The sequence below is a fragment of the Malikia granosa genome (genome assembly GCF_002980595.1).
Classification (GTDB): domain Bacteria; phylum Pseudomonadota; class Gammaproteobacteria; order Burkholderiales; family Burkholderiaceae_C; genus Malikia; species Malikia granosa.
In genome coordinates, this window is the sequence record NZ_PVLQ01000042.1 from 1 (window position 1) to 26,196 (window position 26,196).

Sequence of the window (26,196 nt, forward strand, 5' to 3'; positions counted from 1 at the left end):
ATTAATACAACAAAGCCGCGCACCCTGTCCACCGGCCAGCACGCCGTCGACCCAGGGCCAGTACAGCGGCAGGTAGTCGCGCTTGGCCTCGACCTTGCGCTCGATGGACTGGATGGCCTTGAGCGCGCGGCGGTGCTCGTAGAGCTGGGCCTGCATCAGCTCGTAGGCGCTGGTCTGCGCCGGATCGAGCGCGTTGGCGCCCGAGTCGTCGGCGGACAGGCTGGCTGCGGTCATGGCCAGCATGTGGGCGCGGGCGGGGGTCATGGCCATGGTCAGACCTGCGCGATGTTGGTGATCACGCAGCCGCGGCCGTAGTCCTCGACCACATAGGCGTCGTTGCTGGACTCGTAGTTCTCGACCCGGTCGCGCTTGGCGTTGTCGACCACGGTGCGGCGGCGCGCGCCGTCCTGGTAGTAGATCGACAGGTTGTCGAGGGTGGTCACCATGATCGTGTTGTTCGGGATGAACGGCACGCGCACCGCCTGCAGACCGCCGACGCGTTTCTGGCTGATGACCAGGTCGGCCGCCATCTGCTCGCTCGGGGCCAGGTTGGCGTTGTTGACCAGGGGGAAATACTTGTCGGCCAGCAGGTCACGGCTCAGGAGGCAGACCAGCGCGGTGTCTTCGCGGTACCAGGGGTCGACCAGGTTGTTGACGGTGTCGTAGACCAGGGCGTCCAGGGTCTTGTAGTCGCCCGTCGCGCCGACCTTGACCTGGCCAGCGGTGGCGCCGCCGGTCAGCACGCGAGCCGGGCTGTTGGTCTTGTACTGCTGGATCCAGCCGATGTTGACGTCTTGCAGCAGCGGGTTGGTGGCCTTGTTGGTGGCCGCCGCCGCCGAGGTGCCGTTGAAGCCGATCATGATGCGGTCGAGGGCCATGCGGCGCACGATCAGGTCGCGGATGCGGGTCTGGAAGTCGGGGAACTTGGCCCAGGCATCCAGCTTGCTGTAGCTGATGTGGGTGTCGTAGTTGGTCTGCTTGCAGGTGTAGCCGATGCCGTCGAGCGAGGTGGGGTCGCTGGTGGCGCGGTCGGAGGCGTCGGTGTTGGTGCGGCTGGCGATCGGGCCGCCGATGCCGAGACCGAGCTTTTCGCCCTGCTGCTCGGTCACGCCGACCAGGTTGATGCGCTGCAGGAAGTCGCTGGACTCCTGGATGCGGCTCTCGAGTTTCTGCTGGATCGAGGGGCTGACCGCGAACTTGGCGGAAGCGGACGGCACGCCGTTGAGGCTGGCCAGGGTCTGCATGAAGGCGTTGAACGCCGAGCGGGTTTCGTTGCGCATGAGGGGCTTCCTGTGAGGGGTGAAAGGCTGCCTGGATCAGCAGTCGGTCTTGATCTGGGTGCCGGTGCCAGTGGCCGGCGGGCGGGTACCGCTGTACTGCGGGTCCTGGGTGCCGGCGAGCTTGGCCTGCAGCGCGTTGAAGTCGGCCTGCAGCTTGTCGTGCTCGGTCTTGAGCGCGGCGAACTGGCTGCTGGGCACCAGACCCTTGATCTGGTCGGTGACGGCGGCGGCGATGTTGCCCAGCGCTTCGGCGACCTGGGCGAAGCGGGCGTCGTCGCTGCTGGCCTTGCCAGTGAACTGGCTGACGATGCCCTTGAGCTTGTCGCCGAAGGCCTTGACCAGGCCGGCGCTGTCGTCGGCCTTGTCCTCGAGCTCGATCTGGGTTTCGATCGCCGCGGTGAACAGTGCGCCTGGCGAGGACTTGCGGCTCTGGAACGGGCTGGCGTCGGGCTTCTGGGCCGCGAAGGTCAGTACCTCGGTGCCCAGGCTGGCCGGGCTGTCGGTGACGGCCAGACCGGTCAGGTAGGCCTCGCCGGTGTCGGCGAATTTCGGGTTGACCTCGATCGAGGTGTAGATCTTCTGGCCCCGCTTGATCAGGTCGACCAGCTCGGGCAGGGGCTGGATCTGCGCGAACAGACCGAGCTTGCCATCCTCGACTTCGCGCGCTTCCACGGACAGCACGTCGCCGTAGGCGCGGAAGGTGCTGTCGGGGCCAATGCCGCGCAGGTGCTCGAGCCAGATGCGGGCGCCGTACTTCTGCGGGTTGAAGTTCTTGGCCATCTGGGTGATCCACTCGCGGCTGATGGCGCGGCCGTCGGTGGTCGCGCCTTCGGTGGCGACGCGGAAAATCTTGCTCTTGGTGGACATGGGGCTGGGCTGCAGAAGTTGAGTTCCAGCCATGGTGCCCAGGCTTCTCGCGCGGCTCAACGTCCGGCATTTGTAGGGGCGATCGGTACAAATGACCGTGGTTTCGCGCGCGCGCGGCACCGGGGAACATCGGTTCCCATGTCAGACCACGACGACGATTCGCCCCCCTTCGATACCGAGGAGGCCCCCGCCATGGCCCAGCAGGCCGACAGCCGGCGGCGCGCGCGCGACCTCTACTGGCAGGGCTGGCGTCTGACGGACATCGGCGAGCTGCTGAAGATCCCGCGCACCACGCTGCACGGCTGGAAGGAGGCCGAGCAGTGGGACAAGGCGGCTCCGATCCAGCGCGTCGAGGGCGCGCTCGAGTCGCGCCTGGTGCAGCTGATCGCCAAGGATGCCAAGACCGGCACCGACTTCAAGGAAATCGACCTGCTGGGCCGCCAGGTCGAGCGACTGGCCCGGGTGCGCAACTACGAGCAGACCGGCAAGGAGAAGGAGCTCAACCCCAACATCGAGCGCCGCAACGCCGGCCCCAAGCGCAGCCGGCGCGAGGACAAGAACTTCTTCAGCGAGGACCAGGTCGAGCAGCTCGAGAGCGCCTTCCGCGATTCGCTGTTCGGCTACCAGCAGCGCTGGTGGCGCGAGAGCCAGCAGCGCACCCGCATGATCCTGAAGTCGCGCCAGATCGGCGCGACCTGGTACTTCGCCCGCGAGGCGCTGATCGACGCGATCACCACCGGGCGCAACCAAATCTTTTTGTCGGCCAGCAAGGCGCAGGCGCACATCTTCAAGCAGTACATCATCGGCTTCGCGCACGAGGCCTGCGGCGTCGAGCTGTCGGGCGATCCGATCGTGCTGGCCAACGGGGCGCACCTCTATTTCCTGGGCACCAACGCGCGCACCGCGCAGGGCTACCACGGCAACTTCTACTTCGACGAGTTCTTCTGGACCCACGCGTTCGAGGTGCTCAACAAGGTCGCGTCGGGCATGGCCATGCACAAGCAGTGGCGCAAGACCTACTTCAGCACGCCCAGCAGCATCCAGCACGAGGCCCACTCGCTCTGGTCCGGCGAGCGCTTCAACAAGAAGCGGCCCAAGGCCGAGCGTGCGCAGTTCGACCTGACGCACGACCGGCTGGCCGATGGCCATGTGGCCGAGGACCGGATCTGGCGCAACATCGTCACGATCTACGACGCCGAGCGCGGCGGCTGCGACCTGTTCGACCTGGACGAGCTCAAGCTCGAATACAACCCCGAGGAGTTCGCGAACCTGCTGATGTGCGAGTTCATCGACGACTCGCACTCCATCTTCCCACTGGCCGAGCTGCAGAAGTGCATGGTCGACAGCTGGGACGCCTGGGACGACGTCAAGCCGTTCAGCCAGCGGCCCTACGGCTTCCTGCCGGTCTGGGTCGGTTACGACCCCAGCCACACGGGCGACTCGGCCGGCCTGGTGGTGTTGGCCCCGCCGCTGGGCGACAAGGGCGCGTTCCGGGTGCTGGAGCGGCACCAGTTCAAGGGCATGGACTTCGAGGGCCAGGCCGAGGCCATTCGCAAGGTGACGCAGCGCTACAACGTGGCCTACATCGGCATCGACACCACCGGCATCGGCCAGGGCGTGTACCAGCTGGTGACCAAGTTCTTCCCGACGGCCAGGGGCATCAACTACAGCCTGGACAGCAAGACGCAGCTGGTGCTCAAGGCGCGCTCGGTCATCGGCAAGGCCCGGCTGCAGTTCGACAGCAGCTGGGTCGACCTGGCGCACTCATTCCTGGCGATCAAGAAGACCCTGACCGCCAGCGGCAACGCCGTCACCTTCAGCGCCGGGCGCAGCGCCGAGACCGGCCACGCCGACCTGGCCTGGGCCTGCATGAACGCGCTGGTCAACGAGCCCCTCGAGGGCCAGACCAGCAGCAACCAATCCTTCATCGAGATCTACGACTGACATGACCACCCCTACCGAAACACCCGCCGATGGGCCCGAGACCCTGCTGCCCATGGCGCCGCCTGCCACCCAGGGCGCGGCCTTCACCTTCGGCGACCCGGTGCCCGTGCTCGACGGGCGCGACATCCTCGACTACCTGGAGTGCTGGACCAACGGCCGCTGGTACGAGCCGCCGGTCGACCCCAGCGGCCTGGCCAAGACCTTCCGGGCCAGCACCCACCACGCCAGCGCGCTCTACTTCAAGCGCAACCTGCTGGCCAGCCGCTTCGTGCCGCACCGCTGGCTGAACCGCGAGACGTTTTCCGCCTGGGCGCTGGACTACCTGGTGTTCGGCAATGCCTACCTGGAGCGCCCGCGCAACCTGCTGGGCGGCGCCATGCAGCTGCGCCACGCGCTGGCCAAGTACGTGCGCCGCGGCGGCGATGCGCTCGAGCGCTACTGGTTCGTCCAGAGCACGCAGGAGCACGAGTTCACGCCCGGCAGCCTGCACCACCTGCGCGAGCACGACATCAACCAGGAGGTCTACGGCCTGCCCGAGTACCTGGCCGCGCTGCAGTCGGCCTGGCTCAACGAGTCGGCCACGCTGTTCCGCCGGCGCTACTACAACAACGGCAGCCACGCGGGCTTCATCCTGTACATCAGCGACGCGCAACAGCAGCAGGCTGACGTGGACAACATCCGCGAAGCGCTCAAGAACAGCAAGGGCCCGGGCAACTTCCGCAACCTGTTCCTCTACAGCCCTGGCGGCAAGAAGGACGGCGTGCAGGTGATCCCGGTGTCCGAGGTGGCCGCGCGCGACGAGTTCATCGGCATCAAGAACGTCAGCCGCGACGACGTGCTGGCCGCACACCGCATCCCGCCGCAGCTGATGGGCATCGTGCCGCAGAACAGCGGCGGCTTCGGCAGCATCACCGAGGCGGCCAAGATCTTCCATGCCAGCGAGATCGAGCCGCTGCAGCAGCGCCTGGCCATGATCAACGACTGGCTGGGCGAGGAAGTCGTGACCTTCCTGCCCTATGTGACCGAAGCGCCGGCTGCCGGCGCCTGAAGCTCAGGACAAGGGCTTGCCCCGCCTGGCCCGGTCGAGCTGGTCGCAGGCGTTGTGCAGGCCGTCGCGCATGGGTTCGATCAGGGTCAGGACCGAGGTGGTCGAGATCCGCTCGCCGTTGGCGGCCCGCAGCAGGTCGTACAGCGCGTCGGTGATAAAGGAGGCGCGCTGCACCTGGTCGGCGATCAGGCGTTGGTCGGCCGGCGTCATGCGGCACCCCCGATCAGGGCCATCTGGCGCGGATCGACCGGCGCCCCGCGCAAGGCGTAGCCCCGGCCCTGGCGCTCGATCACGCCGTCGCGCTCCATCTGCTGCAGGTAGCCGCGCACGGTGACGGTGCCGCCGCCTTCCGAGCGCTGGATCGCGCGCACGCTGGGCGTGAGCCGGCCGGCGCGCACGCTGGCGACGATGCGCCGGTAGCGGTGACCATCCAGCTCGCCGACACCCGAGTCGCGCTTGCTGCCGACTTCGACCGTGACGCGCTTGCGCGGCGCGGTCTGGCGCTTGGAGCGTGACGCGGTCGTCACAGTCGCTGGTGCCTCCACCGTCGCGTCTTGCTCCGGTGGGCGTTGCGACGGCGCCGTCACAGTCGCGTTGGCCGCGCCCTGGGCGGCTGTCGTCACGGGTGCCGAGACCGTCACGGTCGGGGCGGCAAAGGCGGCGGCAGGGATGGCCGCCAGCGGCACGCCGGCGGACAGCCAGCGGCGCGTGGTCGACGGCAGGGCGGTGGGCAAGCCTGCCGGAGCGGCCTGGATACCGTGAGCGTAGCCGGTGCGGGGCTTGGCCGCAGCCATCGCCGGCGCCGTCGCGCTGCCCAGCGGGGTCATGACCGATCCAGCCGCCGTCACCGAACGGCCCGCGCGCAGCAGGGCGCCCGCTGCGGCGAACATCACCAGGCCCATGCCGACGATCAGCACGCCGCGCGCGACCGAGTACCAGACCATGCCGTCCTGGCCCAGGATGGTGGTAAGGGTGGGGCGCTGGCCAGCCTGCAGCCGAGACAGCTCGGCCGACAGCTCGGCGTTGCGCTGCTCGATGCGCGCGGCCTCGCGCAGGGCCTGGGCGCCGTGGGCGCGGCTGCTGGCGTACTGGCTCTCGCCGCTGCGGGCACCGGTGGCCACCAGGGCGGCAGCGGCCTGGCGGTTCTGCGCGATCGAGGCCTCGAGGTGAGCGATGCGGCTGCTCGCGCCCTGGTGCACCGCATCGGCGCTTTTCACCAGCGTGACCTGGACGGCGTAGAGCGTGGCGACCTCGAAGGCCACCAGCGCGACGCCGGTCCAGATCAGGCGGGTGCGCAGGGCCTTGAGGCGCTCGCGCGGCAGCAGGGCGGCCATGCCAAAGGCGGCCAGCTCGACCACGATCATCAGCACGCCGGCGGCAATCAGCGCCTCGCGCGCCAGGCTGTCGCTCTCGGTGCGCTCCAGGCCCAGGACGAAGAACTGCGCGGTGACGGCGCTGCAGGCCAGCCCGATGACGGCGGCGGCCAGGGCCAGCAGGCGGTAGGCCCAGCGGGGCAGGTGGGTGTCTTGCTCGGTGTGGCGGTGGGTCATGGTCATCTCCCGGATCAGGCGGCCACGGTGGCCAGGGTGGCAAGGTGGGCGGAACGCTGCGCCTTGAGGTCGGCCAGCGACAGCCCCAGGGCGGCCGCGGCGTTGACGATGGTGGCGCGCGAGACGGCCTCGCCGGCGACGAAGCGGTCGGCGGCCTTGCGGGCCCAGCCGGTGCCAATGCTGCCGCCGACAGCGGTCGGGGCCTGGCTGCGCAGCGTCACAGTCTGCAGCGCGGCTACCGGACGTGCCGGGCGAGCCGGGGCGGTGATCGGCCCGGCGGACTGGGGCAGCACCAGACCCGCCTCGTAGCGGGCCCGCAGCGCCATGGCTGCACGGCCGGCGTCGCTCAGCTCGACCGGGCCGGCCGGGGCGACAGCGGGTGTCGTCAGGCTGGCGGCGCTGGCGAAGTCGGCGCGGAAGAAGTTGCGGCCCGGGCGGGCCAGGATCCACTCGGCGGCGGCCTGGGGCGCGATGCCGGCCAGGGTGGCCTCGCGGCCCAGGTCGAGCAGCTCGGCGCGCTTGAACGCCGCCTTGCCGTTGGCCACGCGCTGGGCGTTGACGGCGGCCAGGGTGTCGGGGGCAATGGCGACGGCGCGATCGACGGCCGGGGCCTTGGTCGTCAGCACCTGGGCGTCAGCGGTGGCGGCCAGCGCCGGGGATTCGGCTTGGGGTTGTTCAGAAACAGGGAGGGAGGGGGCGGCTTGTACCGGCGCCGGTTCGGCGCGCGTCCCAGTACCTTCCTCAGTACAGACCAGTACCCCTTCAGTACGGGGGACATGGGTGTCCGGGGTGGATGGCTCGAATGTCCGGGGTAGGGCGTCCAGATGTCCGGGGTCGATGTCGCCCATGTCCGGGGTGGCGGCGACGGATGGGCGGCAGTTGCGGGCCTGGGCCAGCGCGACCAGGTCGATCACGTAGCTGGTCGAGCGTCCGGCGCGCGGCAGGCGGGCGATCAGGCCGAGCGCGACCAGGGCCTCGATGTTGCGGCCGGCCTGCTTCTCGCTCACGCCCGACAGGGCGGCGATGGTCTTGAGCGAGCAGGTGCTGCGGCGGGTGCGGTCGTCGTGGCAACGGGCGATGGCGATCAGGGCCAGCTTGGGGCCGGCCGGCAGCCGGACGTCGGCCGAGGCGACCAGGGCGCGCAGGCTCTCACGCTGGAGTCCGGTGTTGAGCGCTTTCATGTGGCACCGCCTTCTTGCGCGGTGCGGATCGCCTGCTTGAGCAGGGACGAGGCGCGGATGGCCTTGGCCAGGGCGCGTTCCAGGCGCTTGACGCCGACTTCGGGCGTGGACAGCTCGGTGCGCGCGGCGGTCAGCGCGCTGAAGGCCAGCGTGTGCAGGACCGGGACGGACTGGGGGACAGGCGAAGCGGAGGCGCGAACGGGCGCGCGCAGGGTGCGGATGATTTCAGCCATGAATGGCTCCTACGGAACAGATCTCAGGACCTGCCGCCCTCGACGCCAATCAAGGGGAGGCAGGCGCGTGTGGGTTGGCGTACCGGCCGTAGGTCCGGCGAACCCCCTCGCGGGAGTTCCCCACACGGCCCGCCAATCGTCGGAGCAGGGGGCTGCTCCGTCCGCAAGGGGAATCCGTGTTGCCACCCGCAGCGGTGGACATGAGAAAAAGCCGCTGACACCCTGGGGCGGCGCGCGGCTTGCTGCGCCTACGGAAACCGGGACGCCAATCCCGTGCACCCTTTAGGGTGCGTCGCAGAGTGTAACACGTAGTCTCACAATGAGACTAGAATCATCTGCATGACAACCTTGACATTCGACACCTTGAAGTACGCTGAACGGCTGAAGTCAGCTGGCGTGTCTGAGGCGCAGGCCAAGGCCGAAGCCGAAGCCTTGCGTGATGTGTTGTCCGAGGCGCTGGACACCACCTTGGCTACCCGTGCCGATGTGCAGTCCATCAAGGTTGAGCTTGAGCGCATGGAGTCGAAATTCGAGGCGAAGTTCGACAAGCTGTCCTGGATGCTCGGCATCCTGATCGCGTTGGCGGCGGCCAACTTCGGCAAGCAGTTCTTCTGAGTAATTCACGCCTTATATTTTTAAAAGCCAAGACATAGTTTTTATGAAGTACGACGTTTACCGCTACTCTGGGCAAATAAGCGTTTATGGATATCACGCAATTTGTGATGAGATCAAAAAAAGGAAAGAGGGCGAAGATGCTACGGCGCTTCTTATGATCTCAACTCCAGGCGGAGATCCTGATGCGGGATTTCGTATCGCTCGTGCGCTTCAGCATGCGTATCCTGAAAATGGGTTTCATGCCTTGATATCTAATGAATGCAAAAGTGCAGGTACCCTAGTTGTGGTTGGGGCCAAAAAAATCTACATGGCAGATCGTAGTGAGCTTGGTCCGCTAGATATTCAGATAAAGAAAGGTGATGAGTTATTTGGTCGAAACTCAGGTCTTGATATTAATCAAGCGGTAGATTTTTTGAAAGATGAGGCATTGACGACTTTTAATTCTTATATGAATAAATTGGTGCGTCAGGGCTTATCTACGAAAGTTGCAGCAGACATGGCTGTAAAACTGGTTTCTGGACTTTTTCAGCCAATTGCAGCTCAGATTGAGCCATTACGGTTGGCGGAAATGCAGCGTGCCACAAATATTACGTACGCATATGGAAGAAGGCTCTCTACTACCAGTGCAAATGTTAAGCCAAGAGGTGTGGAGACGTTGATAGGTGGGTATCCATCACATAGTTTTGTTATAGATAGAAAAGAGGCGCGAACCTTATTTAAGGTGGTGGATAAGCCTGATTTGGGTTTATTGAAGTTTTGCGATAGCTTTGATCAAGATTTTTTAAAGTATATAAATGACCCAATTGCTAAAATCGACTCATTCAGCATTGAAGGATATGAAAATGGAGCAGAATACCGAGTTCTTCGAACCGCTGAAGAGGTTGCAGGAGAAAGTCAGTCAAAGCTCAATGGCACTGGCGGGCAGACTCGCAGAAGTAAAACAAAAAAACAGCTTCACTCATCAGTGGCCGGTGCAGACGCCGTTGCATCAAATAAATCATCGATATGACATTGATGTCTCTGAGCTTGATGATTCATATCGCTATTGAATAATTTATCTCTGAGTTTTATGCTTAAATAGACAGCGTTGGCGCAGTTTTGTGCCAACGCTGTTTTCTTTTTGCGGATTATTTTCTGAATCTATTCGTGCCTATTAATTCCGGTAAGGCTCGGCCAGTTCACCGTTTTTATCCAATATGCCAGCGCGCTGCAAAAAGGAGATCGACTCTTCTTTGCTGGCTGAAATCTTCTTGACATAAGCGTCAATCTCTGCGATCTCCTTGTCAATCTTGCTCAAGGCCGGTTTGCATGAAATGGACGTGTGCTCGCGCTCGACGTCCACCACTGGCTGCTGCACACCCAGGACCTCCATCGAGTCGGTTGGAATGCCCAGTGCGTCGTTGACCTGGCGCAGCTGCCAGTACAGGTTGCGTCTTGCCTCTGGCCGTGACTCGTTGAGCAGGTCGTTCATCGCACGGCGGCCTTGCTCCTGCAGCGTCAGCTTGAAGCGCAGCGGAATCCCTTTCCTGAACTGCTTGTCGCTGGCATCAAGCAGGGGCTCGACGTAGAGCGCACGCAGCTTGGCCTCCATCGCGTTGAAGGCGTCGATGTAGGCCAGCTTGAACGCCAGTGCTCGGTCGCCCGTGAAGCCCATCCCTAGCAGCGTGAAGCCGTCGCGGGTGATGCGGTAGACCGGCTCCTGACGGACGGCGCCGTTGGGTCCGGGGACCTCGAATAACGTCTCCGCAAAATTGCGGGCACGTTCGGCGGGCAACTGTGCAAGCAAGTTCCGGATGGCACGCAGCACATCGTCATGCCGCTTATCGAAGTGGCGGGCGATGTCCAGGCTGGTGGTGGTGGCTTGGCCATCGACGACGGTCAGCAAGGGAGAGGCGGCCTCGACCTGCTGGAAGGCATCGGCGCGCTCTTCGAGGGTCTTGCGCATCGAGTTCAGGGCATTGACGGGGGTGGACATGGCGTTTCCAGGCAGAAGGTGGCTGTATGGCGCAGGATGAACACCATTGTGCTCCAGCGCGCAGTCGAGACCCCGCCGCGCCCCCGCGCTAAATCGGCCTCGAGTGTCGGCCTGGTCGGCCCCCCGGCTTCCCTGCGGGGGAGGGGGCTTTCCGGGGCCCTGGCGGCGTCGGGATTCGACGGGATTCGTCGGCCTGTGCGCTGGTCTGCCGAGGAGCCATGCCCGGCCAGACATACCCCCACCCCCGTTTCGGCCGTTTTCAGGCCGTTTTTCCCAGCTTTTCCGGGAAGGGTTCGGGAAAAACCTAACCAGGAAAAAAGCGCCCGAAAAACGCCGGCAAGTCCTTGATCTTCAACCGGAAATCTTGGTTAGAAAACACCCTAACCAGACCTAACCAAAACCCTTACAAAGCCGCAAGTGCTTGATTTTTATAGGTGGTGTTCTTGACCTTGGTTAGGTTCTCATCTTCTAACCAAGTTAGGTTTTGGTTAGGAAATTGTTAGACTTTATAGGTTACTGTAAGTGCTTGTTCTGTATGGATTTTCAAGCCTTTTTCAGTATCAGTAATGCCGGTTAGGTTTTTCCCGACCCCTCCCTGGGATTTTGGAATCGGCCTGTTTTCGGCTGTTTTGCCTGAAAAGTGTGCAAGTTTCAGGGGGGTTGCGTCTGAAAACACTGGGGGGAGTATTGGTTTCCAGGCAGGCCAGAGCAGCGCGGTCACTTGGCCGGCTTGGCGCAGGCATCCAGCCAGTCGGCCCAGTCCTGCAGCATCTGGCGCCGCTGCTTGAGGTAGCGGGCCCGGTTGTAGGCGCTGCGGGTCTTGTTTTCTTCGCTGTGCGCGAGTTGGAACTCGATGTGGTCGGGCTCGTAGCCGGCCTCGTTGGCCCAGGTCGAGGCGACCGATCGGAATCCGTGCCCGGTCATGCGGCCCTTGAAGCCGATGCGGTAGAGCAGGTAGAGAATGGCGTTCTCCGAGATCGGTGTGTCCTTGCGGCTCTCGCCCCGGAACACGTAGTCGCTGCCGCGCGCGCGCTGCTTCATGACCTGGAGCAGCTCAAGCGCCTGGCGGCTCAGCGGGATCACATGGTCGCGCGACCGCTTCATCTTGCCGGCCGGAATGCGCCAGATGTCGCCCTCGATCTCGTGCCAGCGCATCTGGCGCAGCTCGGTGGTGCGCACCCAGGTGTAGGCGAGCATGCGCAGAGCCAGCACGCTCTGCTGCTGCGGGCTCTCGAAGGCCAGTCGGTCGAACAGCTGCGGCATCTCGCTGGGCTCAAGTGCGGCGAAGTGCTCGACCTTGGCGGTGGCGAAGGCCTTCTTGGGGTCGATCTCGGCAGCCGGGTTGTGCTCGCAGTGTCCGTTGGCGCGGGCCCACTCGAAGACCGCGTCGGCCCACAGGCGGATCTTGCGCACGTAGACATGCTTGCCGGCGTCGTCCACCTTGCGCAGTTCGGCCAGCAGGTCGTTGCGGGTGATGCCGTCGATCGGCCGCTGGCCCAGGGCGGGCACCAGGTAGGCGTCGAGCGCCCGCGTGGCGTTGTCGATGTACTTGGGCGTGCAGTCCTTGCGGCCAGCCCAGTAGAGCTCGGCGCACTTCGAGAAGGTCGGCGTCGATGGGTTTGGTGTATCGGACGCTGTCATGGGGTTGATGCCGTCGCGCAGCTGCCGCTTGGCCTCGTCGCGCTTGGCCCGGGCCTCGGCCAGGCTGACCTTCGGGTAGGGGCCCCATGAGATGGTCTGCTGCTTGCCTTCCCAGCGGAAGGATTGCCGCCAGAGCTTGGAGCCGAGAGGCGTGATCCAGAGATAGAGGCCTTCGCCGTCGAACTTCTTGTAGTTCTTGTCACCGGGCTTGAAGCCGCGGCACTGTGAGTCGGTCAGGGTGTTGGTAGCCATGCTGGCAGGTCAGGTGTAGGTATTTCAGGGCAGCTGCTTTAGAAATACCTACATTTCTACCTACAGACTGCCCGTGGTGAACGGTGTGATCATGTGGGGTTCGTTGGGCTTTAGGCAACAAAAAACCCCACTAAGTGCCTGATTTTCATCAGTTTTAGTGGGGTTTGGTGCGGTAAGGTGGCTTACCGTTTGCTATTCATGGCGGAGAGGGCGGGATTCGAAAACCCTTCCGATTTTTTATTATAAATCAATGACTTGATATTTTGCAAGGCTGGTGATGTGTAGTGCTCATGTGTAGAAAAACCGGCCGTCTGTTGCGGCTCACCTGAGCTCGAATCGCAGCCGGTCCGTTAGCGCTCTTCAGGCCGCGAAGCGCGCAGCCCCCCGGCTTGAACTACTGGAACGCGAATTGCTTCAAGCGTTGTCCTTCTGCCCGAGCCTCCTCCAGCAGCTGGTTCCAGTCGTCCGGCGGATGGCCGCTCTCCAGCATCTTGCGGAACACTCGGTAGGCGTCGTCGTTGCTTTCGTAGGCACGCTTGGTGTCCTCGTCGTTGACCCACGCAAACACGATCACCTTGGCTTGTGCGTGGTAACGGAAGAACAGCCGGTATTGCTGGAAGAACTTGGCTCGGAACCAGTGCTTGTGATCGTCGCCCAGGGTGCCTCCTTGCCGGTACTCCGGCCGCGCCGGATCCTGCGGGATGACGTCGAACGCCAGCTTGGTGATAGCTGCCAGTCGCTTGCTGGCATTCTTCTTCACGTAGCCGAGCGGGTCCTTCTGTTTAAGGGCCTCGACTTGCTGTGCCAGCGCTTCAATCTGTGCGAGGAACAATGGATGGGCGAAGATCGTCCAGCCGTGAACGACCAAGGGCGCAGGCTTGCTGGTGCTCATTCATCGTCTGCCGACAGTGTGGCATCGAAATCGGCTTCAATGTCGCCGACCAGAGACTGGAGTCGGTGGACAAGACTGGCATCCATGGCCTGCAAGTGCTCCGGATGGTTGGCGATATCGCGAGCCAAAAAGCCAAGGAAAAACCCCAGCACTGGATCGCCATCCTCTGTGACTTCAGCGCGGGTGAGCACCACCTCGCCGCTGGGATGTATGGTGTAGTGGATTTTGTCGCGCTTGCCCAGCCGCAGAGCACGACGCACGGTCTCTGGCACGGTAGTCTGGTAGCGGTCGGTCAGCGTGGATTCGACTTCTAGGGTGGCAGGCATGGCATTCTCCGGTGGAAGAGGAGGAAGGTCATCAATGGTAATGCAATCCCATTGTCTTGGCAATGCATTTGCATTGCATGAGACGGTTGTCGACTTGTCAGGCGTCATGAAATGTGACCGACAGTCCGGCCTTGCTAGGATGGAGGTATGTGCAGGCACCATGAAGCGACCTACCAGTCCGAACGCGACCGCAGGGTCTTCAGCGTCGTGCGGCTGGCCGAATGCCCAGCCAGGGCGCTCTGGCAACCTGTGTTGCATTGGGTATGCGTTACGCCGATATCCTGGGCCGGCACTACACGGACTACGGCGCAAGACGCAAGGCCAATCCGGCGCTACGCGAGAGCCCAACCACCCTGGTCTGGCGTAGTGGCCGTCTGCATTGGGTCGAGGTTGTGTGAAAACGTCCCATGTCAATGTTTTGGGGGGCGCCTCACCCCTTGGCAACTTTACGATCGGGTGTTCTACGGCGATCTGAAAGGTTGGAGTTTGACAACAGGCTTGAAAGTCTGCGACAGAGCGCGTTTCCACACAGCCTCGGTCGATAGTGGCTCAGGAGGCGACCGGCTGGGCGATGTGCGCGCCCTCTACGTGCTGGGCTGGGCCTGAAGCCGCTGGACTTGTTTGCGAACACCTTCGAAGACTGCCTCGGCCACGTCTTGCGGGAAGTCGACGGGCATCTGCCGGGTGACGGCGTCTATGGCCGGTTCCACTCTGGCAAGCAGTTCGCCCATAATGTCCTCGGCGTTTTCGCCCCAGCCGCACTTGGCCGCCATGGCGTTGAAATGTCGCCGCATGATGTTGGCCAGCTCATAGTGCCGGTTCTTGCCGCTGACCGCCATGGCCAGCTTGGCGTTGCGCCATGCCAGCTGGTTCTTTCCGTTGCCGATGATGGGCCAGGCGGAGAGCACGTCGTACAAGGGGGTCAGCGCATAGGCGCCTCTCGCCTGAAGCCGGATGCTGTAGTTCTTCGCGTGGCCATCCGTGGCAGCCAGCAACCAGAAGACGACTTGACTGGCCAGGAGCGTGCGCAGGTCGGCACGTGCGCGTTCGGAGCCGCTGAGCACCTGGGCGAGCCGCTCGATGCCTGGCCCACCGTCAGCCTCGTACTTTTTCGCAGGACTCACGCCCAAGGCCTGGCAGAAGTCCTCCTGAGGGAGGCGAAGAATCCATGTGCCCGAGGGGTGCCTCTTGCGGTCGAAACGTTCGACCACCAGTACCGGCATGTGGTCGGCAAAGGTCACGATGTCGGCCTGTGCCACGTCGAAGCCCAGCTCTCGCATGAACCTTAGGCACAACCACTCGTTGTAGACCGAGGTGCGCATGTCAGCCTGCATGTTGCCGACAAGGCCCATGGGCAGCTTGACGATGTGCGTGGTGGGCGTAGCGCCCAGCGGCCGCAGCCACCGGCCGTCGTGACGCAACAGGGCGGTTTTTTCCTGGGCGCCAGCAATCGAGATGCGGAAATCCTGGTCCTTGCACTGACCGGCGAACGAGCCACTGGAGACGGTGGCACGCAGCAGGGCAGCCACGGCCTCATCATCCAGGACTTCGCCTTCGATGCGGTCAAAGCCGGTCGGCGTCTCATCGGCTGGAAGGAGTTGAATGGCCCCCACGCAATCACGACCAATGGCAGCCAACAGGTCGAAAGTATCTTCCGAGCCTGCCGAATAGCGCTGCGCGAGGCGCCTGCGGATGGCCCCGCTGTCCGGCAGCAGGTTGTCAAAGAAGTGTTCGACACGCTCTCCCCTCAGAGGCTCGTTGCCCACCAGGGGAAGCGGCAAGGATAAGGATAGCGGACGAGCCGAGCGCGAGGCCAGCCAGCTATCTTCGTAGCGCAACTCCATCGGCCGGCGAGATGCCGGGGACCAGTGGCCCACCAACTCGCCGTTGATCCATATGCCCAGCGGCTGGGAACTTGATCGGCGGCCCACGGCTTACCACTCCCCCGTAGGGTCATCGGTGGCCCGTGGAGCCTTTGCACGCGGCTGCACAGTCAGCTGCAGGCCCAACAGGGCACATAAGGCCATAAGCTGGTCGACGCTCAATGTACCCGGTGCCCGCTCGAGCTCGGAGATGCGCCTCTGGCTCAGCCCCAGGCGCTCGCCAAGCTGGGCCTGCGTGAGCTTGAGGCTCTTGCGTGTGCCTTGCAAGAGCGCACCCAGTTGGGAAGATGTCACGAGAGCTTGGGTTCGAGGAGACATGGTTTACCGCTTATTACAGTAAATGTATTTTACTGGTATTTGTTCTAAATATCAAATACCGGTATATTCGGTAAGAGCTCTGCCTTCGGGTTGGTTGGCAGAATAGCCATACCACATGCGACGATCCGCGCTGGCCGCGTGGGAGCGCTCGTCGGTTGCCCGCCTGTGCCACCCGCTGCGCGCCGAGGAGCACCTGCTGCCGCTCATTGTGGTCGCCGCGGGCGACGACCCTGCTGAGCAGGGCAAGGTGCAGCCGCATCGACCGGATCTGGACGACGGCACATGAAGCCGGGTCACCAGAGACGAAAAGCCAGCATAGCCGAGGGCTCTTTTGTAACGACGTAAGTCGTTGCTATCCAGAGGGGCGCAGTGACCGGGTCGGTCTAGCGCATAGCGGACGAGCATGCGTGTAGCAAAAGCCAGAGGGGGGAGGGCATCCGACCACTACCGTGCGTGTAGCAAAAGCCAGAGAACGCGTGTAAAAGCCTGAGCCCAGGATTCCCCAGGGCACCAACAAGGCGGGATCGGCCATTGAGCTGGATGCGGCAACGATTGTCAGGCTGGTTTCGTTCAAAGTCGGCGAGCTAGGCAGTGATGCACCGCAATCGGGATCGTCCGGAACGTGCCTGAGGCAGCGTGCAGTGTCCACCATGATTCAGACTCCTATGCGGACAACCTGCCTGCAGGCAATCGAGTTTCTTGCAGCTTATGTGGAACTTTCGTATCCGTCCGGTGAACCCATCTTGAAGGCGTTCTGAGAAGCGGGCATCGTTCCCACGATGGAGGATCGTGGAGACGATGGAGAAGTTTTCAATTGCAGCGCGGCCTGGCCGACGCGAGTACAGCCAAGAGTTCAAGGCGCAGATGCGGGCCAAGTGCCAGGAGCCCGGGGCCAGCATCGGAGGGGTGGCGATCGCACATGGCCTGCACCCGAACATGCTGCACCGCTGGATCAGGGAGGCCCGACAGGCGCGCGCGCTGAGTGGCCACGCCGATGCCGAGCCGCCAGCGGCGTTCGTGCCCATCCCGCTGACCGGAGTCATCCCTGCGGGTGGCAGTGAGCCGCCGGTGTCCGAAGCGGTGCAGTTGAGGCTGCAGCGCGGCGAACTGGTGGTGAGCCTGCAATGCCCCCTGTCCCAGTGCGGGGCCTTGCTGCGCGAGATCCTGCGATGATCCGCATCGATGCGATCTGGATGTCCACCGAGCCGCTGGACATGCGCGCAGGCATGGAGACGGTGCTGGCTCGGGTGGTCAAGGTCTTCGGAGCCGCACATCCGCACCATGCCTACCTGTTCGCCAATGTCCGTGCTAACCGCATGAAGGTGCTGGTCCACGATGGCTATGGGGTGTGGCTGGCTGCCAGACGCTTGAACCGTGGCCGCTTTGTCTGGGGTGATAGGGGTGTCGATGTGCGCCTGCCGCTGACTGCCGAACAACTGCAGGCCTTGGTCACGGGCCTGCCCTGGCAAAGGCTCGGCCAGGCGGGCGTGATCACGGTGCTCTGATCCTGCACCAACCCAGGACGGCGTTCCATTCGTGAATATGCCGATGGCGAGCACGCTCGCCTTGGGTAATGATGGTGGCCATGAACCCGACGGTGGACCTGCAAGGCATGGACGAGGCGCAAATGCGCCAGATGCTGCAGGCGCTGCTGTCACAGGTCCAGCAGCAAGGCGCAGTCGCGCAACAGCAGGCTGCCGAGCTCAGGCACAAGCAGGCCTTGCTCGACAAGCTCACGTTCGAGAATGCGATGCTCAAGCGGCTGAAGTTTGCGGCCAAGAGCGAAGCCCTCAACGCCGATCAGCGCAGCCTGCTCGAAGAGTCCATCGACGAAGACCTGCAGGCTGTGGCCGAAGAGATCGGCCAGATGCAGTCGTTCGTCGATCGCCAGGCACGCCAGCAGCCCAAGCGCCGGCCCTTGCCGCCACAACTGCCGCGCCAAGAGTTCAAGCATGAACCCGCCAGCATCGAATGCTGCGGCCAGCCGATGAAGCGCATGGGCGAAGACGTGTCCGAGAAGCTCGCCTACGCCCCGGGCGTGTTCACGGTGCACAAGCATGTTCGCGGCAAGTGGGTGTGCGCCTGTTGCCAGACACTCAGGCAGGCACCTGTCGATGCGCACATCATCGACAGGGGGTTGGCAACCACCGGCTTGCTGGCCCAGGTGCTGGTGGCCAAGTACGCTGACCACCTGCCGCTGCACCGCCAGGAGGCCATCTACGAACGTGCCGGCGTGCCCATCCCTCGCTCGACACTGGCGCAGTGGGTCGGCAGCTGCGGCGTGCAACTGCAGCCGCTGGTCGATGCTCTGCGCCAGGAGGTGCTCGCTCACACGGTTATCCATGCCGACGAGACACCGGTTCAGATGCTCAAGCCCGCGAGTCAAAGGGATGGCAAGACCCATCGCGCCTACCTGTGGGCCTACACGCCTGGACGGCATGAATCCACCCGGGCGGTGGTCTATGACTTCTGCGAAAGCAGGGCCGGCCGGCACGCCAGCACCTTCCTCGAGGGGTGGTCAGGTACGCTGCTGGTCGATGACTTTGCGGGCTACAAGCAGTTGATGACTGGCTCCATCAAGGAGGCCGGCTGCTGGGCGCATGCCAGGCGCAAGTTCTTCGAACTGCACGTGGCCAACAAGAGCCAGATCGCCGAGCAGGCGCTGCAGCAGATCGGCCAGCTCTATGACGTCGAGCGGCAGATGCAAGATGCCCACGCGCAGGATCGCTGGCATGCCCGCCAGCAACACAGCCGCCCTGTCATCGACAAACTGCATGACTGGCTGACGCAGCACAGGCGGCTGGTGCCCGAGGGCTCGGCCACGGCCAAGGCCATCGACTACAGCCTGCGGCGCTGGCAGGCACTGATCCGGTTCCTGGACAACGGGCGGCTACCGATCGACAACAACTGGGTCGAGAACCAGATCCGCCCGGTGGCCCTGGGGCGCAAGAACTGGCTGTTCGCTGGATCGCTGCGCGCCGGGCAGCGGGCCGCCGCGGTCATGAGCCTGATCCAGTCGGCCAAGCTCAACGGGCACGACCCGCACGCCTACCTCAAAGACGTGATGGACAAGTTGCCGACGTGGCCCAACAGCCGCGTTGCAGAACTGCTACCACACCGTTGGTCTCCAACGCTGGTCTGAACGCCAGCGAACCCATCCTCCAAAGCACACTCAACACCTGACTGCTGGTCAAGATGGGTTCACCGGACGGATACGAACTTTCATCCAGGGTAATCCACGTCATCCGTGCCCAAATCTGTGGACAAGGCAGATGAAAGCAGGGTAAGTCGTTTTTGTTATTGATTTTTCTTGTAGTGCTTAAGAAATGGGCAGTCCAGCCTTGCTAGGATGGCGGTATGTGCAGGTACGATGAAGCTATCCATCAGCCCGAGCGACACCGCAGGGTCTTCGGCGCCGTGCGGCTGGCCGAATGTCCAGTCAGGGCGTCCTGGAAACCTGTGCTGCAGTGGACCCACTACCTGCAGTTGCGTTGTGCGTCCTCGTCATAACAAGCATCGCAATGACCCTCCAGGACCGTTCAGTCATTGCCACCCTTCAGGCCGAAAACACCCGCCTGGTGGCACTGCTAGAAGCCCACGGCATCGATTGGCGACTGCCTCAGCCCACCGCTGTCGTGCTGCGAGAGCCGGAACCGTCGCGTCTGACGACCGCCGAGAAGGTGGCCTTGTTCCGCCGCCTGTTCCGTGGGCGCACCGATGTCTATCCAATACGTTGGGAGAGCAAGGCCTCGGGCAAGTCGGGCTACGCCCCGGCCTGTGCCAACGAATGGCTCGCTGGGGTGTGCGAGAAGCCCCGCATCAAATGCGGTGATTGCTGCAACCGCCTGCTGATCCCGCTGTCCGATGCGGTGATCTACGACCACCTGGCCGGCAAGCACACCGTCGGCGTGTATCCGTTGCTGGAGGACGACAGCTGCTGCTTCCTGGCAGTCGACTTCGACGAGGCCGATTGGCGTGATGATGCCCGGGCCTTCATGGAGTCCTGCGCAGAACTGGGCGTGCCGTCAGCACTGGAAATCTCTCGCTCCGGTCAGGGCGCGCACGCCTGGGTGTTCTTCGCCAGCCGGGTTCCTGCGCGTGAGGCACGTCGCCTGGGCACGGCCATCATCAGCCATACCTGCTCGCGCACCCGGCAACTCAAGCTGCAATCCTACGATCGACTGTTCCCAAATCAGGACACGATGCCCAAGGGCGGCTTCGGCAACCTGATCGCCTTGCCGCTGCAGAAGCGCCCGCGCGAAAACGGTTGCAGCGTATTCGTGGATGCCGAGCTGCAGCCGTGCCCGGATCAGTGGGCTTTCCTGGCGTCGATCCAGCCCATGGCCGGGCACGACATCGAGCCGGTCATCCTGCGGGCTACGGGAGGCGTCCACCCACTGGATGTCACCTTCATCGACGATGAAGACCTGGCCACGCCCTGGAAACGGGAAAGTCACTCGTCCAAGAAGTTGGCCGGGCCGATGCCGCAGTCGCTGACCGTGACGCTGGCCAATCTGGTCTACTTCGAGAAGTCACAGTTGCCGCAGCCACTGGCCAACCGGCTGATCCGACTGGCTGCCTTCCAGAATCCCGAGTTCTACAAGGCCCAGGCGATGCGGATGTCGGTATGGGACAAGCCACGCGTCATCGGCAACGCCGAGAACTTCCCGCAGCACATCGCCTTGCCACGCGGTTGCCTGGAAGCGGCGCTGGAACTGCTGCGGGATAACGGCATCGCCTGCGAGCTGCGTGACGAGCGCTTTGGGGGCGAGCCCCTCGACGTGAGATTTGCCGGCACTTTGCGATTGGATCAGGAGACTGCCGTCTCGGCCATGCTGCACCACAGCACCGGGGTGTTGTGCGCGCCCACCGCCTTTGGCAAGACGGTCACCGCCGCCGCGATGATCGCGCGCCGGGGCGTGAATACCCTGGTGCTGGTGCACCGCACGGAGCTGTTGAAACAGTGGCAGGAGCGCCTGCAGGCCTTCCTGGGCGTCGGCAAGGGCGTGGTCGGAACCATCGGTGGCGGCAAGTCCAGACCGACGGGCCAGATCGACATCGCCGTGATGCAGTCCGTCTCCCGGCAGGGCGAGGTCAATCCGCTGGTCGAGCGCTACGGCCAGGTGATCGTGGACGAGTGCCACCACGTCGGTGCCGTCTCCTTCGACGCCATCCTGAAGCGCACGAAAGCAAAGTACGTCCATGGCCTGACGGCCACGCCCGTGCGACGGGACGGGCAGCAGCCCGTCATCTTTATGCAGTGCGGCCCGATCCGGTACACGGCGGCGAGACCGACAGGCGCTCCCCATGATCTGGCAGTGGTGCCCCGTTCACGCCTCACAAGGATCGATGTTTCTGCTGACGCGGGCATTCAGGACCTGTTCCGGTGTCTCGCGTCTGACCAGGATCGGACCCAGGCCATCGCGGCAGACGTGCGTGACGCGTTCGAGCAGGGGCGCAAGGTGCTCGTCCTGACCGAGCGGACTGAGCATCTCGAAGCCATCCATGCGGCACTTGACGGGCTGGCTGCAGCCCCGTTCGTCCTGCACGGTCGAATGTCCCGCAAGCAGCGCGACGCGCTGGTGGCCACCCTGGACGCACTGCCGCCCGATGCGCCCCGCATCTTGTTGGCGACGGGCCGGCTGGTCGGGGAGGGCTTTGACCATCCGCCACTCGACACGCTGGTCCTGGCGATGCCTGTGTCCTGGAAAGGCACGCTTCAGCAGTACGCCGGGCGCCTGCACCGGGAGCATGTTGGCAAGACAGACGTGCGGATCATTGACTTCGTCGATACAGGACACCCGGCGCTGCTGCGGATGTGGGACAAGCGGCAGCGTGGCTATCGGGCGATGGGGTACCGGGTGGGGGAGATGGACCAAGGAACAGGCTAAACACCAGGGTCAGCCAGTTCGTGGCAAGCTCAAGACCTTGGTATACCGGTGGGGCTAGGGCAGGCCCGAGTCTCAGGTCTGGGAATCTGGCAAAGGCTTGGCCTGATCGCGAACACTGGCGATTGGACACCGACAAGTTCAAGCAAGACATTCCAAGCCTTACCGTCAACGCAGCAGCAGCGTGGGCACGTCAGCTGCCTTGAGCAGATCCGAAGTCCTGCTGCCCATGAACAGACTGCGCCATGGCGAGTAACTGTAAGCTACATTCTACAGCCGCATTTTGCCCGTCAGCGCCCGCATGTCGTGAGACCCGTTCCGCTTGCAAGTCGGCGTCAGGCCAGCCTTGCTGAATATGTATTGCCGGATCAGTTCGTCAGGGCTATCGGGTAAATTCACTCATGGCGTGCCGGGAGTATCGGCGCTCAGGTCGCTGCCGTGCGTCCGCAAAGCACAGTGGCGGGCATGCTCTGCGGTCTCCACTTGCAGGGTGACATGCTGGATTTGGAAGTGTTCGTCCAGCTCCTCCTGGGCGTTTGCCAAGAGAATTCCCGAGTCTGTGCTGGCGTCGGCCACCACCAGATGAGCTGTCAGAGCGACCTGGGAGGTGCTCATTGCCCAGACATGGAGGTCGTGGACTGCCACGACACCGGGTAAGGCCATGAGACAGCCGTGCACTTGGTGCAGGTCTAAGTTCAGTGGCACCCCATCAAACATCATGTGCAGCGACTGGTGAAAAAGGCTCCAGGTGCCCACGACGATGACGGCCGCGATGAGCAGACTCATGACCGGGTCAATCCAGGCCCAGCCTTGCCAGAGATAAAGCACACCGCCTAGGACAACCCCCACCGAGACCAGGGCGTCGGCCGCCATGTGCAAGAAGGCGCCTCTGATGTTGAGGTCATCCTTGCGGTCTTTCATGAAGAGCAAAGCGGTCACGGTGTTCACCACAATGCCGACGGCAGCCACACCGATGACGGTCCAGCCCTCCGTCGCCTCTTGCGTTTGCAGCCGTTGTACCGCCTCCCAACCCAGCGACCCCATCGCCAGCAGCAGCAAGATGGCATTGATGAGCGCGGCCATGATAGTGCCGCGCTGCCAACCATAGGTGTGTCTGGCGTCTGGCTTGAGCTGACTGGCCAGTGCGCCGCCCCAGGCTAGCACCAGCCCGGCCACGTCGCTGAGATTGTGGGCCGCGTCTGCCAGCAATGCCAGCGAGTTGACTTTCCAGCCGTAGAAAGCCTCGACGACAACGAACAATACGTTCAGCGCGATGCCGACGGCAAACGCTCGGTTGAAGTTGGTCGGTGCGTGGGCATGGTCATGCCCGTGATTGTGTTCGCTCACGATCGTGACCTGTTTCAGACTGCCGGCTTGCGTACCAGCACACCGCTGAGCTCCGTGCCAGGCGCAACGGTGTTGAAGACGGTGCCGTACTTCTTCACGTTTTCGTGCAGCAGGTTCATGCGCTGGTCTGACTCATCGGTATCAACGATGATTTCGTAGCGGATCGACTCCAGCCTCGGCGGCACGTCCTGGCGCACGCCGTCGACCTTGACCTCGACACCGCGCAACTGGAACTTGAGGATGGGCGTTACCCGCTCAATGCCTTTGATCATGCAGGCTGACAAGGCGGCGAGCAGCAGCTCGGCCGGATTGAAGGCTTCGGGGTTACCAGCCAGGTCGGTGTCCAAGTCGATAGACGCCTGCTTGCAGACGGCCACACTTTGGTGAGCACTGCAACGCTTGCTCTCCACATGAAAACGCATTTTTTGTTCCGCCATGTCGTGATGCCCTCGAGTCAATCAAACAGGAGCTGCCAAATCGTTCAGCAGCAGGATGTCTTGGCCGCGGTAGTGCTGCAGCAAGACGATGCAGTTTCTGCCTGAGCCTGGTCTGCGGAAGCTCCGCAACAAGCACCGTTGTCCGCAGTGCTAGGCGCGCATCCAGATCCTGCGCAGCAAGAAGCACTGGCCGCAGGGGCTTCAAATCTCTGACCGACAACTGGGAAGCCCTTGCTGAGCCATTTGACCATGCCGCCCGACATGTTGCTGACCCGGCTGTAGCCCTGGTACATCAGGAAGTAGGTGGCCTTGAGGCTGCGGTTGCCGCTGCGGCAGACGATCACGAGCTCGCGGTCGCGAGGCAGTTCGCTGTAGCGTTGCTCGAACTCGGACAGCGGCATCACGACCAGTTCCGGTACGTCAAAGGCCAGTGCGTCGATTTCCGACCGCTCGCGCACGTCGACGAGCAGGGCACCTTCGCCGACCAGACGGCGTGTGGTGGTGGGGCAGACCTCGCGGGCTTGTGGCAGTTCCATGTTTTGGCTCATTGACGATCTCCTTATGCGTGCAGCCACTGCTCGATTTTCTCGCGCGTCGGCAGGCCGCCTGCATGCACCACTTCGCCGTTGATGACGACACCTGGCGTGCTCAGGATGCCGTAGCCCATGATGGCGCGGATGTCCTCGACTTTGTCGATGTTGACGGCAACGCCTTTGGCCTGTGCGGCCTGCTGGATCATTTCGACGGTGCGCTTGCAGTTGGCACAGCCCGTGCCCAGTACCTTGATGTCCATCGTGGTTCTCCTGTGAAAAAACGGTTTACAGAACGGCGTTGAAGACGAAGCCCACCAGCAAGATGCCGCAGGCCACGACGGCCGTGAAGGTGGCTATCAGGCGCGGCTTGAGCACCTTGCGCAGGATGATCATCTCCGGCAGCGAGAGCGCAATCACGCTCATCATGAAGGCCAGCACGGTGCCGAGCGCCGCGCCCTTGGCCAGCAGCGCCTGCACAATCGGGATGATGCCGGCCGCGTTGGTGTACATGGGCACGCCGATGATCACGGCCAGAGGCACCGACCACCAGGCTTCCTTGCCCATGAAGCTGGCCATGAAGTCTTCTGGCACGTAGCCGTGGATGCCGGCGCCGATCGCGATGCCCGCCAGGATGTAGGGCCAGACCTTTCCAACGATCTCGCGCACGGCGGTGAATCCAGCCTCGACGCGGTCGCCCAGGGTGGACTCAGAAGCCTCGAAGGCGGCGCTGCGGCGCGGCATCTCCCGCACCCAGTCTTCCAGATGCGCCTCCATCTTGAGCCGGCCGATGATCCAGCCCGCGACGATGGCCACGCTCAGTCCCAGTCCGAGGTAGAGCGCCGCGACCTTCCAGCCGAACAGTCCGAACAGCAAGGTGAGCGCGACCTCGTTGACCATCGGCGCCGAGATAAGGAAGGAGAAGGTCACCCCCAGTGGCACGCCGGCCTGAACGAAGCCGATGAACAGCGGCACGGCCGAGCAGGAACAGAACGGCGTGACGATGCCCAGCGTGGCGGCCATCACGTTGGCCATACCCTCGCTACGGCCCGCCAGCAGGGCGCGCGTGCGCTCGGGCGTGAAGTAGCTGTTGACCATGCCCATCACGAACACCACGCCGGCCAGCAGCATCAGCACCTTAGGGGTGTCGTAGAAGAAGAACTGCAGGGCACCGCCGAGGTGGCTGGAGCGCTCCACCGGCAGCAGAGTCACCAGCCATTCGGACAGCGGCACCAGCGTCTGATAGATGCTCCACCACAGGGCGGCAGCCAGCAACAGGAACGGTACGGGTTGCCGGGTCGGCCAGCGCTGCAACTTCGAGGAAATCGTGTTCATGCCCTGAAGACGCACGAGGTCTGAAAAAGACGCAGCTCCGGCAAAAAATCGACTGAAATACTCGCGTTTTTGAACGATTCAGTACGGTGCCGGGCCACGCGGGACGAAGTCGACCACCTGGCCGCTGTCGTCTTGCCTTACCTGGCATGCGGTCGCCATGCGGATGCGCAGCCGCTCCCGCGCGCGTTGCAGGCGTGACTTGGCACCACTCACGCTCAGGTCCTTGAGCCGGGCAAATTCGGCCTGCGGCATGCCTTGCAGGTCGCACCATGTAATGGCCTCGCGGTCCTCCTCATTCAGCTCGGACAGCACGCGCGGCAGACAGCTGACGAGCTGATCGACAGTCGCCGTTTCCTCGACCGTCTCGGGTAGGTCGTCGTGTAGCGCCTCGCTGTCGCGCCGCGCCCGCAGACGGTCGGTCAGGGCGTTGCGCGCAACCTCGAACAGCCAGGCGCGTGCGTTGTCGACCGAGCAGAAACGTTCACCCTGTCGCATGGCTTTGAGAAACAGATCCTGCAGCAGGTCTTCGACCTCAGCAGAATCTGCCAGTCGGCGACTGGTCCAATGCCGCAATTCGGTGGCATGTGTGTTCCAGGCAGCTTGCAGACAGTTCATGGTCAGATGCTTCAGTTCGATCGCCGTCACTACAGCAGC

General features: G+C 63.3%; 28 protein-coding genes. 9 read left to right on the forward strand and 19 right to left on the reverse strand.

Annotated elements, in window-relative coordinates; genetic code table 11:
- The 3 genes from gpM to C6P64_RS12150 form a co-directional block, all read right to left on the reverse strand.
- Positions 1 to 234: phage terminase small subunit (gpM, locus tag C6P64_RS12140; RefSeq protein WP_425436753.1), on the reverse strand; the 234-nt coding region annotated here is incomplete at its 3' end.
- Positions 235 to 272: 38 nt separating this feature from the next.
- The gene (locus C6P64_RS12145) at positions 273 to 1,280 is read right to left on the reverse strand and encodes a phage major capsid protein, P2 family (RefSeq protein WP_105748833.1); all 1,008 of its coding nucleotides are present in this window, start codon (positions 1,278 to 1,280) and stop codon (positions 273 to 275) included.
- 36 nt (positions 1,281 to 1,316) lie between these two features.
- A complete protein-coding gene (locus C6P64_RS12150; RefSeq protein ID WP_105748834.1) occupies positions 1,317 to 2,147 on the reverse strand; it encodes a GPO family capsid scaffolding protein in 831 nt (276 codons plus the stop codon).
- 192 nt (positions 2,148 to 2,339) lie between these two features.
- Between C6P64_RS12150 and C6P64_RS12155 the strand changes: the two genes are divergently transcribed.
- Entirely contained in the window at positions 2,340 to 4,091 is a 1,752-nt protein-coding gene (locus C6P64_RS12155; protein ID WP_211296842.1) for a terminase large subunit domain-containing protein, read from the forward strand.
- Between the two features lies 1 nt (position 4,092).
- On the forward strand, positions 4,093 to 5,139 hold the full coding sequence (locus tag C6P64_RS12160; RefSeq protein ID WP_105748836.1) for a phage portal protein: 1,047 nt from the start codon (positions 4,093 to 4,095) through the stop codon (positions 5,137 to 5,139).
- A gap of 3 nt (positions 5,140 to 5,142) precedes the next feature.
- Here the strand turns inward: C6P64_RS12160 and C6P64_RS12165 are convergent, their stop codons facing one another.
- Genes C6P64_RS12165 through C6P64_RS12180 form a run of 4 tightly spaced genes read right to left on the reverse strand, consistent with a single transcriptional unit; the run spans position 5,143 to position 8,103 of the window.
- Entirely contained in the window at positions 5,143 to 5,349 is a 207-nt protein-coding gene (locus C6P64_RS12165; RefSeq protein WP_105748837.1) for a hypothetical protein, read from the reverse strand.
- A complete protein-coding gene (locus C6P64_RS12170; protein ID WP_146115911.1) occupies positions 5,346 to 6,689 on the reverse strand; it encodes a hypothetical protein in 1,344 nt (447 codons plus the stop codon). Before C6P64_RS12170 ends, C6P64_RS12165 begins: the two co-directional genes overlap by 4 nt.
- A 14-nt stretch (positions 6,690 to 6,703) precedes the next feature.
- Positions 6,704 to 7,870, reverse strand: coding sequence for a helix-turn-helix domain-containing protein (locus C6P64_RS12175; RefSeq protein WP_105748839.1), 1,167 nt, complete (start codon positions 7,868 to 7,870; stop codon positions 6,704 to 6,706).
- Positions 7,867 to 8,103: a hypothetical protein gene (locus tag C6P64_RS12180; RefSeq protein ID WP_105748840.1), complete on the reverse strand. Its 237-nt coding sequence runs from the start codon at positions 8,101 to 8,103 to the stop codon at positions 7,867 to 7,869. The genes C6P64_RS12175 and C6P64_RS12180 overlap by 4 nt, the downstream gene beginning before the upstream one ends.
- A 348-nt stretch (positions 8,104 to 8,451) precedes the next feature.
- Between C6P64_RS12180 and C6P64_RS12185 the strand changes: the two genes are divergently transcribed.
- On the forward strand, positions 8,452 to 8,718 hold the full coding sequence (locus C6P64_RS12185; protein WP_211296840.1) for a CCDC90 family protein: 267 nt from the start codon (positions 8,452 to 8,454) through the stop codon (positions 8,716 to 8,718).
- A 43-nt stretch (positions 8,719 to 8,761) separates the two neighbouring features.
- A complete protein-coding gene (locus tag C6P64_RS17970) occupies positions 8,762 to 9,727 on the forward strand; it encodes a Clp protease/crotonase-like domain-containing protein (RefSeq protein WP_146115912.1) in 966 nt (321 codons plus the stop codon).
- A gap of 144 nt (positions 9,728 to 9,871) precedes the next feature.
- Here the strand turns inward: C6P64_RS17970 and C6P64_RS18350 are convergent, their stop codons facing one another.
- The 6 genes from C6P64_RS18350 to C6P64_RS12215 all read right to left on the reverse strand — a co-directional run bounded on the left by C6P64_RS18350 (position 9,872) and on the right by C6P64_RS12215 (position 16,005).
- On the reverse strand, positions 9,872 to 10,693 hold the full coding sequence (locus tag C6P64_RS18350; RefSeq protein WP_245911712.1) for a Rha family transcriptional regulator: 822 nt from the start codon (positions 10,691 to 10,693) through the stop codon (positions 9,872 to 9,874).
- Positions 10,694 to 11,410: 717 nt separating this feature from the next.
- Positions 11,411 to 12,586 carry a tyrosine-type recombinase/integrase gene (locus tag C6P64_RS12195; protein ID WP_105748843.1) on the reverse strand — a complete coding sequence of 392 codons (1,176 nt, stop codon included), beginning with the start codon at positions 12,584 to 12,586 and terminating at the stop codon, positions 11,411 to 11,413.
- A 394-nt stretch (positions 12,587 to 12,980) separates the two neighbouring features.
- A complete protein-coding gene (locus C6P64_RS12200) occupies positions 12,981 to 13,478 on the reverse strand; it encodes a type II toxin-antitoxin system YhaV family toxin (RefSeq protein WP_105748844.1) in 498 nt (165 codons plus the stop codon).
- Positions 13,475 to 13,804 carry a type II toxin-antitoxin system PrlF family antitoxin gene (locus C6P64_RS12205; protein WP_105748845.1) on the reverse strand — a complete coding sequence of 110 codons (330 nt, stop codon included), beginning with the start codon at positions 13,802 to 13,804 and terminating at the stop codon, positions 13,475 to 13,477. Before C6P64_RS12205 ends, C6P64_RS12200 begins: the two co-directional genes overlap by 4 nt.
- A gap of 584 nt (positions 13,805 to 14,388) precedes the next feature.
- The gene (locus C6P64_RS12210; protein ID WP_105748846.1) at positions 14,389 to 15,735 is read right to left on the reverse strand and encodes a type II toxin-antitoxin system HipA family toxin; all 1,347 of its coding nucleotides are present in this window, start codon (positions 15,733 to 15,735) and stop codon (positions 14,389 to 14,391) included.
- Between the two features lie 3 nt (positions 15,736 to 15,738).
- Complete coding sequence (locus C6P64_RS12215) at positions 15,739 to 16,005, reverse strand: helix-turn-helix domain-containing protein (protein ID WP_105748847.1); 267 nt, start codon at positions 16,003 to 16,005, stop codon at positions 15,739 to 15,741.
- Between the two features lie 115 nt (positions 16,006 to 16,120).
- Between C6P64_RS12215 and C6P64_RS18215 the strand changes: the two genes are divergently transcribed.
- From C6P64_RS18215 to C6P64_RS12235, 5 genes are all read left to right on the forward strand, one after another.
- Complete coding sequence (locus tag C6P64_RS18215; RefSeq protein ID WP_170073094.1) at positions 16,121 to 16,291, forward strand: hypothetical protein; 171 nt, start codon at positions 16,121 to 16,123, stop codon at positions 16,289 to 16,291.
- 512 nt (positions 16,292 to 16,803) lie between these two features.
- On the forward strand, positions 16,804 to 17,178 hold the full coding sequence (gene tnpA / locus C6P64_RS12220; RefSeq protein WP_105748848.1) for an IS66-like element accessory protein TnpA: 375 nt from the start codon (positions 16,804 to 16,806) through the stop codon (positions 17,176 to 17,178).
- Positions 17,175 to 17,510: an IS66 family insertion sequence element accessory protein TnpB gene (tnpB, locus tag C6P64_RS12225; RefSeq protein ID WP_170073095.1), complete on the forward strand. Its 336-nt coding sequence runs from the start codon at positions 17,175 to 17,177 to the stop codon at positions 17,508 to 17,510. Before tnpA ends, tnpB begins: the two co-directional genes overlap by 4 nt.
- Before the next feature lie 80 nt (positions 17,511 to 17,590).
- A complete protein-coding gene (tnpC, locus tag C6P64_RS12230) occupies positions 17,591 to 19,147 on the forward strand; it encodes an IS66 family transposase (RefSeq protein ID WP_170073096.1) in 1,557 nt (518 codons plus the stop codon).
- A gap of 379 nt (positions 19,148 to 19,526) precedes the next feature.
- Positions 19,527 to 21,896: a TOTE conflict system archaeo-eukaryotic primase domain-containing protein gene (locus C6P64_RS12235; protein WP_105748849.1), complete on the forward strand. Its 2,370-nt coding sequence runs from the start codon at positions 19,527 to 19,529 to the stop codon at positions 21,894 to 21,896.
- A 396-nt stretch (positions 21,897 to 22,292) separates the two neighbouring features.
- Here C6P64_RS12235 and C6P64_RS12245 read toward each other — a convergent pair whose 3' ends face one another.
- The 6 genes from C6P64_RS12245 to C6P64_RS12270 form a co-directional block, all read right to left on the reverse strand.
- Positions 22,293 to 23,240: a cation diffusion facilitator family transporter gene (locus tag C6P64_RS12245; RefSeq protein ID WP_425436752.1), complete on the reverse strand. Its 948-nt coding sequence runs from the start codon at positions 23,238 to 23,240 to the stop codon at positions 22,293 to 22,295.
- A gap of 14 nt (positions 23,241 to 23,254) precedes the next feature.
- Entirely contained in the window at positions 23,255 to 23,677 is a 423-nt protein-coding gene (locus C6P64_RS12250; RefSeq protein WP_105748851.1) for an OsmC family protein, read from the reverse strand.
- Between the two features lie 44 nt (positions 23,678 to 23,721).
- A complete protein-coding gene (locus C6P64_RS12255) occupies positions 23,722 to 24,225 on the reverse strand; it encodes a rhodanese-like domain-containing protein (RefSeq protein ID WP_105748852.1) in 504 nt (167 codons plus the stop codon).
- An 11-nt stretch (positions 24,226 to 24,236) separates the two neighbouring features.
- Positions 24,237 to 24,470 (reverse strand): thioredoxin family protein, encoded by a 234-nt coding sequence (locus C6P64_RS12260; RefSeq protein ID WP_105748853.1) that lies wholly within the window; start codon positions 24,468 to 24,470, stop codon positions 24,237 to 24,239.
- A gap of 25 nt (positions 24,471 to 24,495) precedes the next feature.
- Positions 24,496 to 25,542 (reverse strand): permease, encoded by a 1,047-nt coding sequence (locus C6P64_RS12265; protein ID WP_105748854.1) that lies wholly within the window; start codon positions 25,540 to 25,542, stop codon positions 24,496 to 24,498.
- Between the two features lie 78 nt (positions 25,543 to 25,620).
- A complete protein-coding gene (locus C6P64_RS12270) occupies positions 25,621 to 26,187 on the reverse strand; it encodes a sigma-70 family RNA polymerase sigma factor (protein WP_245911713.1) in 567 nt (188 codons plus the stop codon).
- Positions 26,188 to 26,196 lie beyond the last annotated feature (9 nt).

Coding starts and splice junctions, on each gene's coding strand:
- C6P64_RS12145 (WP_105748833.1), bottom strand. CDS start 1,280: ATGCGCAACGAAACCCGCTCGGCGTTCAACGCCTTCATGCAGACCCTG.
- C6P64_RS12150 (WP_105748834.1), bottom strand. CDS start 2,147: ATGTCCACCAAGAGCAAGATTTTCCGCGTCGCCACCGAAGGCGCGACC.
- C6P64_RS12155 (WP_211296842.1), top strand. CDS start 2,340: ATGGCCCAGCAGGCCGACAGCCGGCGGCGCGCGCGCGACCTCTACTGG.
- C6P64_RS12160 (WP_105748836.1), top strand. CDS start 4,093: ATGACCACCCCTACCGAAACACCCGCCGATGGGCCCGAGACCCTGCTG.
- C6P64_RS12165 (WP_105748837.1), bottom strand. CDS start 5,349: ATGACGCCGGCCGACCAACGCCTGATCGCCGACCAGGTGCAGCGCGCC.
- C6P64_RS12170 (WP_146115911.1), bottom strand. CDS start 6,689: ATGACCCACCGCCACACCGAGCAAGACACCCACCTGCCCCGCTGGGCC.
- C6P64_RS12175 (WP_105748839.1), bottom strand. CDS start 7,870: ATGAAAGCGCTCAACACCGGACTCCAGCGTGAGAGCCTGCGCGCCCTG.
- C6P64_RS12180 (WP_105748840.1), bottom strand. CDS start 8,103: ATGGCTGAAATCATCCGCACCCTGCGCGCGCCCGTTCGCGCCTCCGCT.
- C6P64_RS17970 (WP_146115912.1), top strand. CDS start 8,762: ATGAAGTACGACGTTTACCGCTACTCTGGGCAAATAAGCGTTTATGGA.
- C6P64_RS18350 (WP_245911712.1), bottom strand. CDS start 10,693: ATGTCCACCCCCGTCAATGCCCTGAACTCGATGCGCAAGACCCTCGAA.
- C6P64_RS12195 (WP_105748843.1), bottom strand. CDS start 12,586: ATGGCTACCAACACCCTGACCGACTCACAGTGCCGCGGCTTCAAGCCC.
- C6P64_RS12200 (WP_105748844.1), bottom strand. CDS start 13,478: ATGAGCACCAGCAAGCCTGCGCCCTTGGTCGTTCACGGCTGGACGATC.
- C6P64_RS12205 (WP_105748845.1), bottom strand. CDS start 13,804: ATGCCTGCCACCCTAGAAGTCGAATCCACGCTGACCGACCGCTACCAG.
- C6P64_RS12215 (WP_105748847.1), bottom strand. CDS start 16,005: ATGTCTCCTCGAACCCAAGCTCTCGTGACATCTTCCCAACTGGGTGCG.
- C6P64_RS18215 (WP_170073094.1), top strand. CDS start 16,121: ATGCGACGATCCGCGCTGGCCGCGTGGGAGCGCTCGTCGGTTGCCCGC.
- tnpA (WP_105748848.1), top strand. CDS start 16,804: ATGGAGAAGTTTTCAATTGCAGCGCGGCCTGGCCGACGCGAGTACAGC.
- tnpB (WP_170073095.1), top strand. CDS start 17,175: ATGATCCGCATCGATGCGATCTGGATGTCCACCGAGCCGCTGGACATG.
- tnpC (WP_170073096.1), top strand. CDS start 17,591: ATGAACCCGACGGTGGACCTGCAAGGCATGGACGAGGCGCAAATGCGC.
- C6P64_RS12235 (WP_105748849.1), top strand. CDS start 19,527: ATGACCCTCCAGGACCGTTCAGTCATTGCCACCCTTCAGGCCGAAAAC.
- C6P64_RS12250 (WP_105748851.1), bottom strand. CDS start 23,677: ATGGCGGAACAAAAAATGCGTTTTCATGTGGAGAGCAAGCGTTGCAGT.
- C6P64_RS12255 (WP_105748852.1), bottom strand. CDS start 24,225: ATGAGCCAAAACATGGAACTGCCACAAGCCCGCGAGGTCTGCCCCACC.
- C6P64_RS12260 (WP_105748853.1), bottom strand. CDS start 24,470: ATGGACATCAAGGTACTGGGCACGGGCTGTGCCAACTGCAAGCGCACC.
- C6P64_RS12265 (WP_105748854.1), bottom strand. CDS start 25,542: ATGAACACGATTTCCTCGAAGTTGCAGCGCTGGCCGACCCGGCAACCC.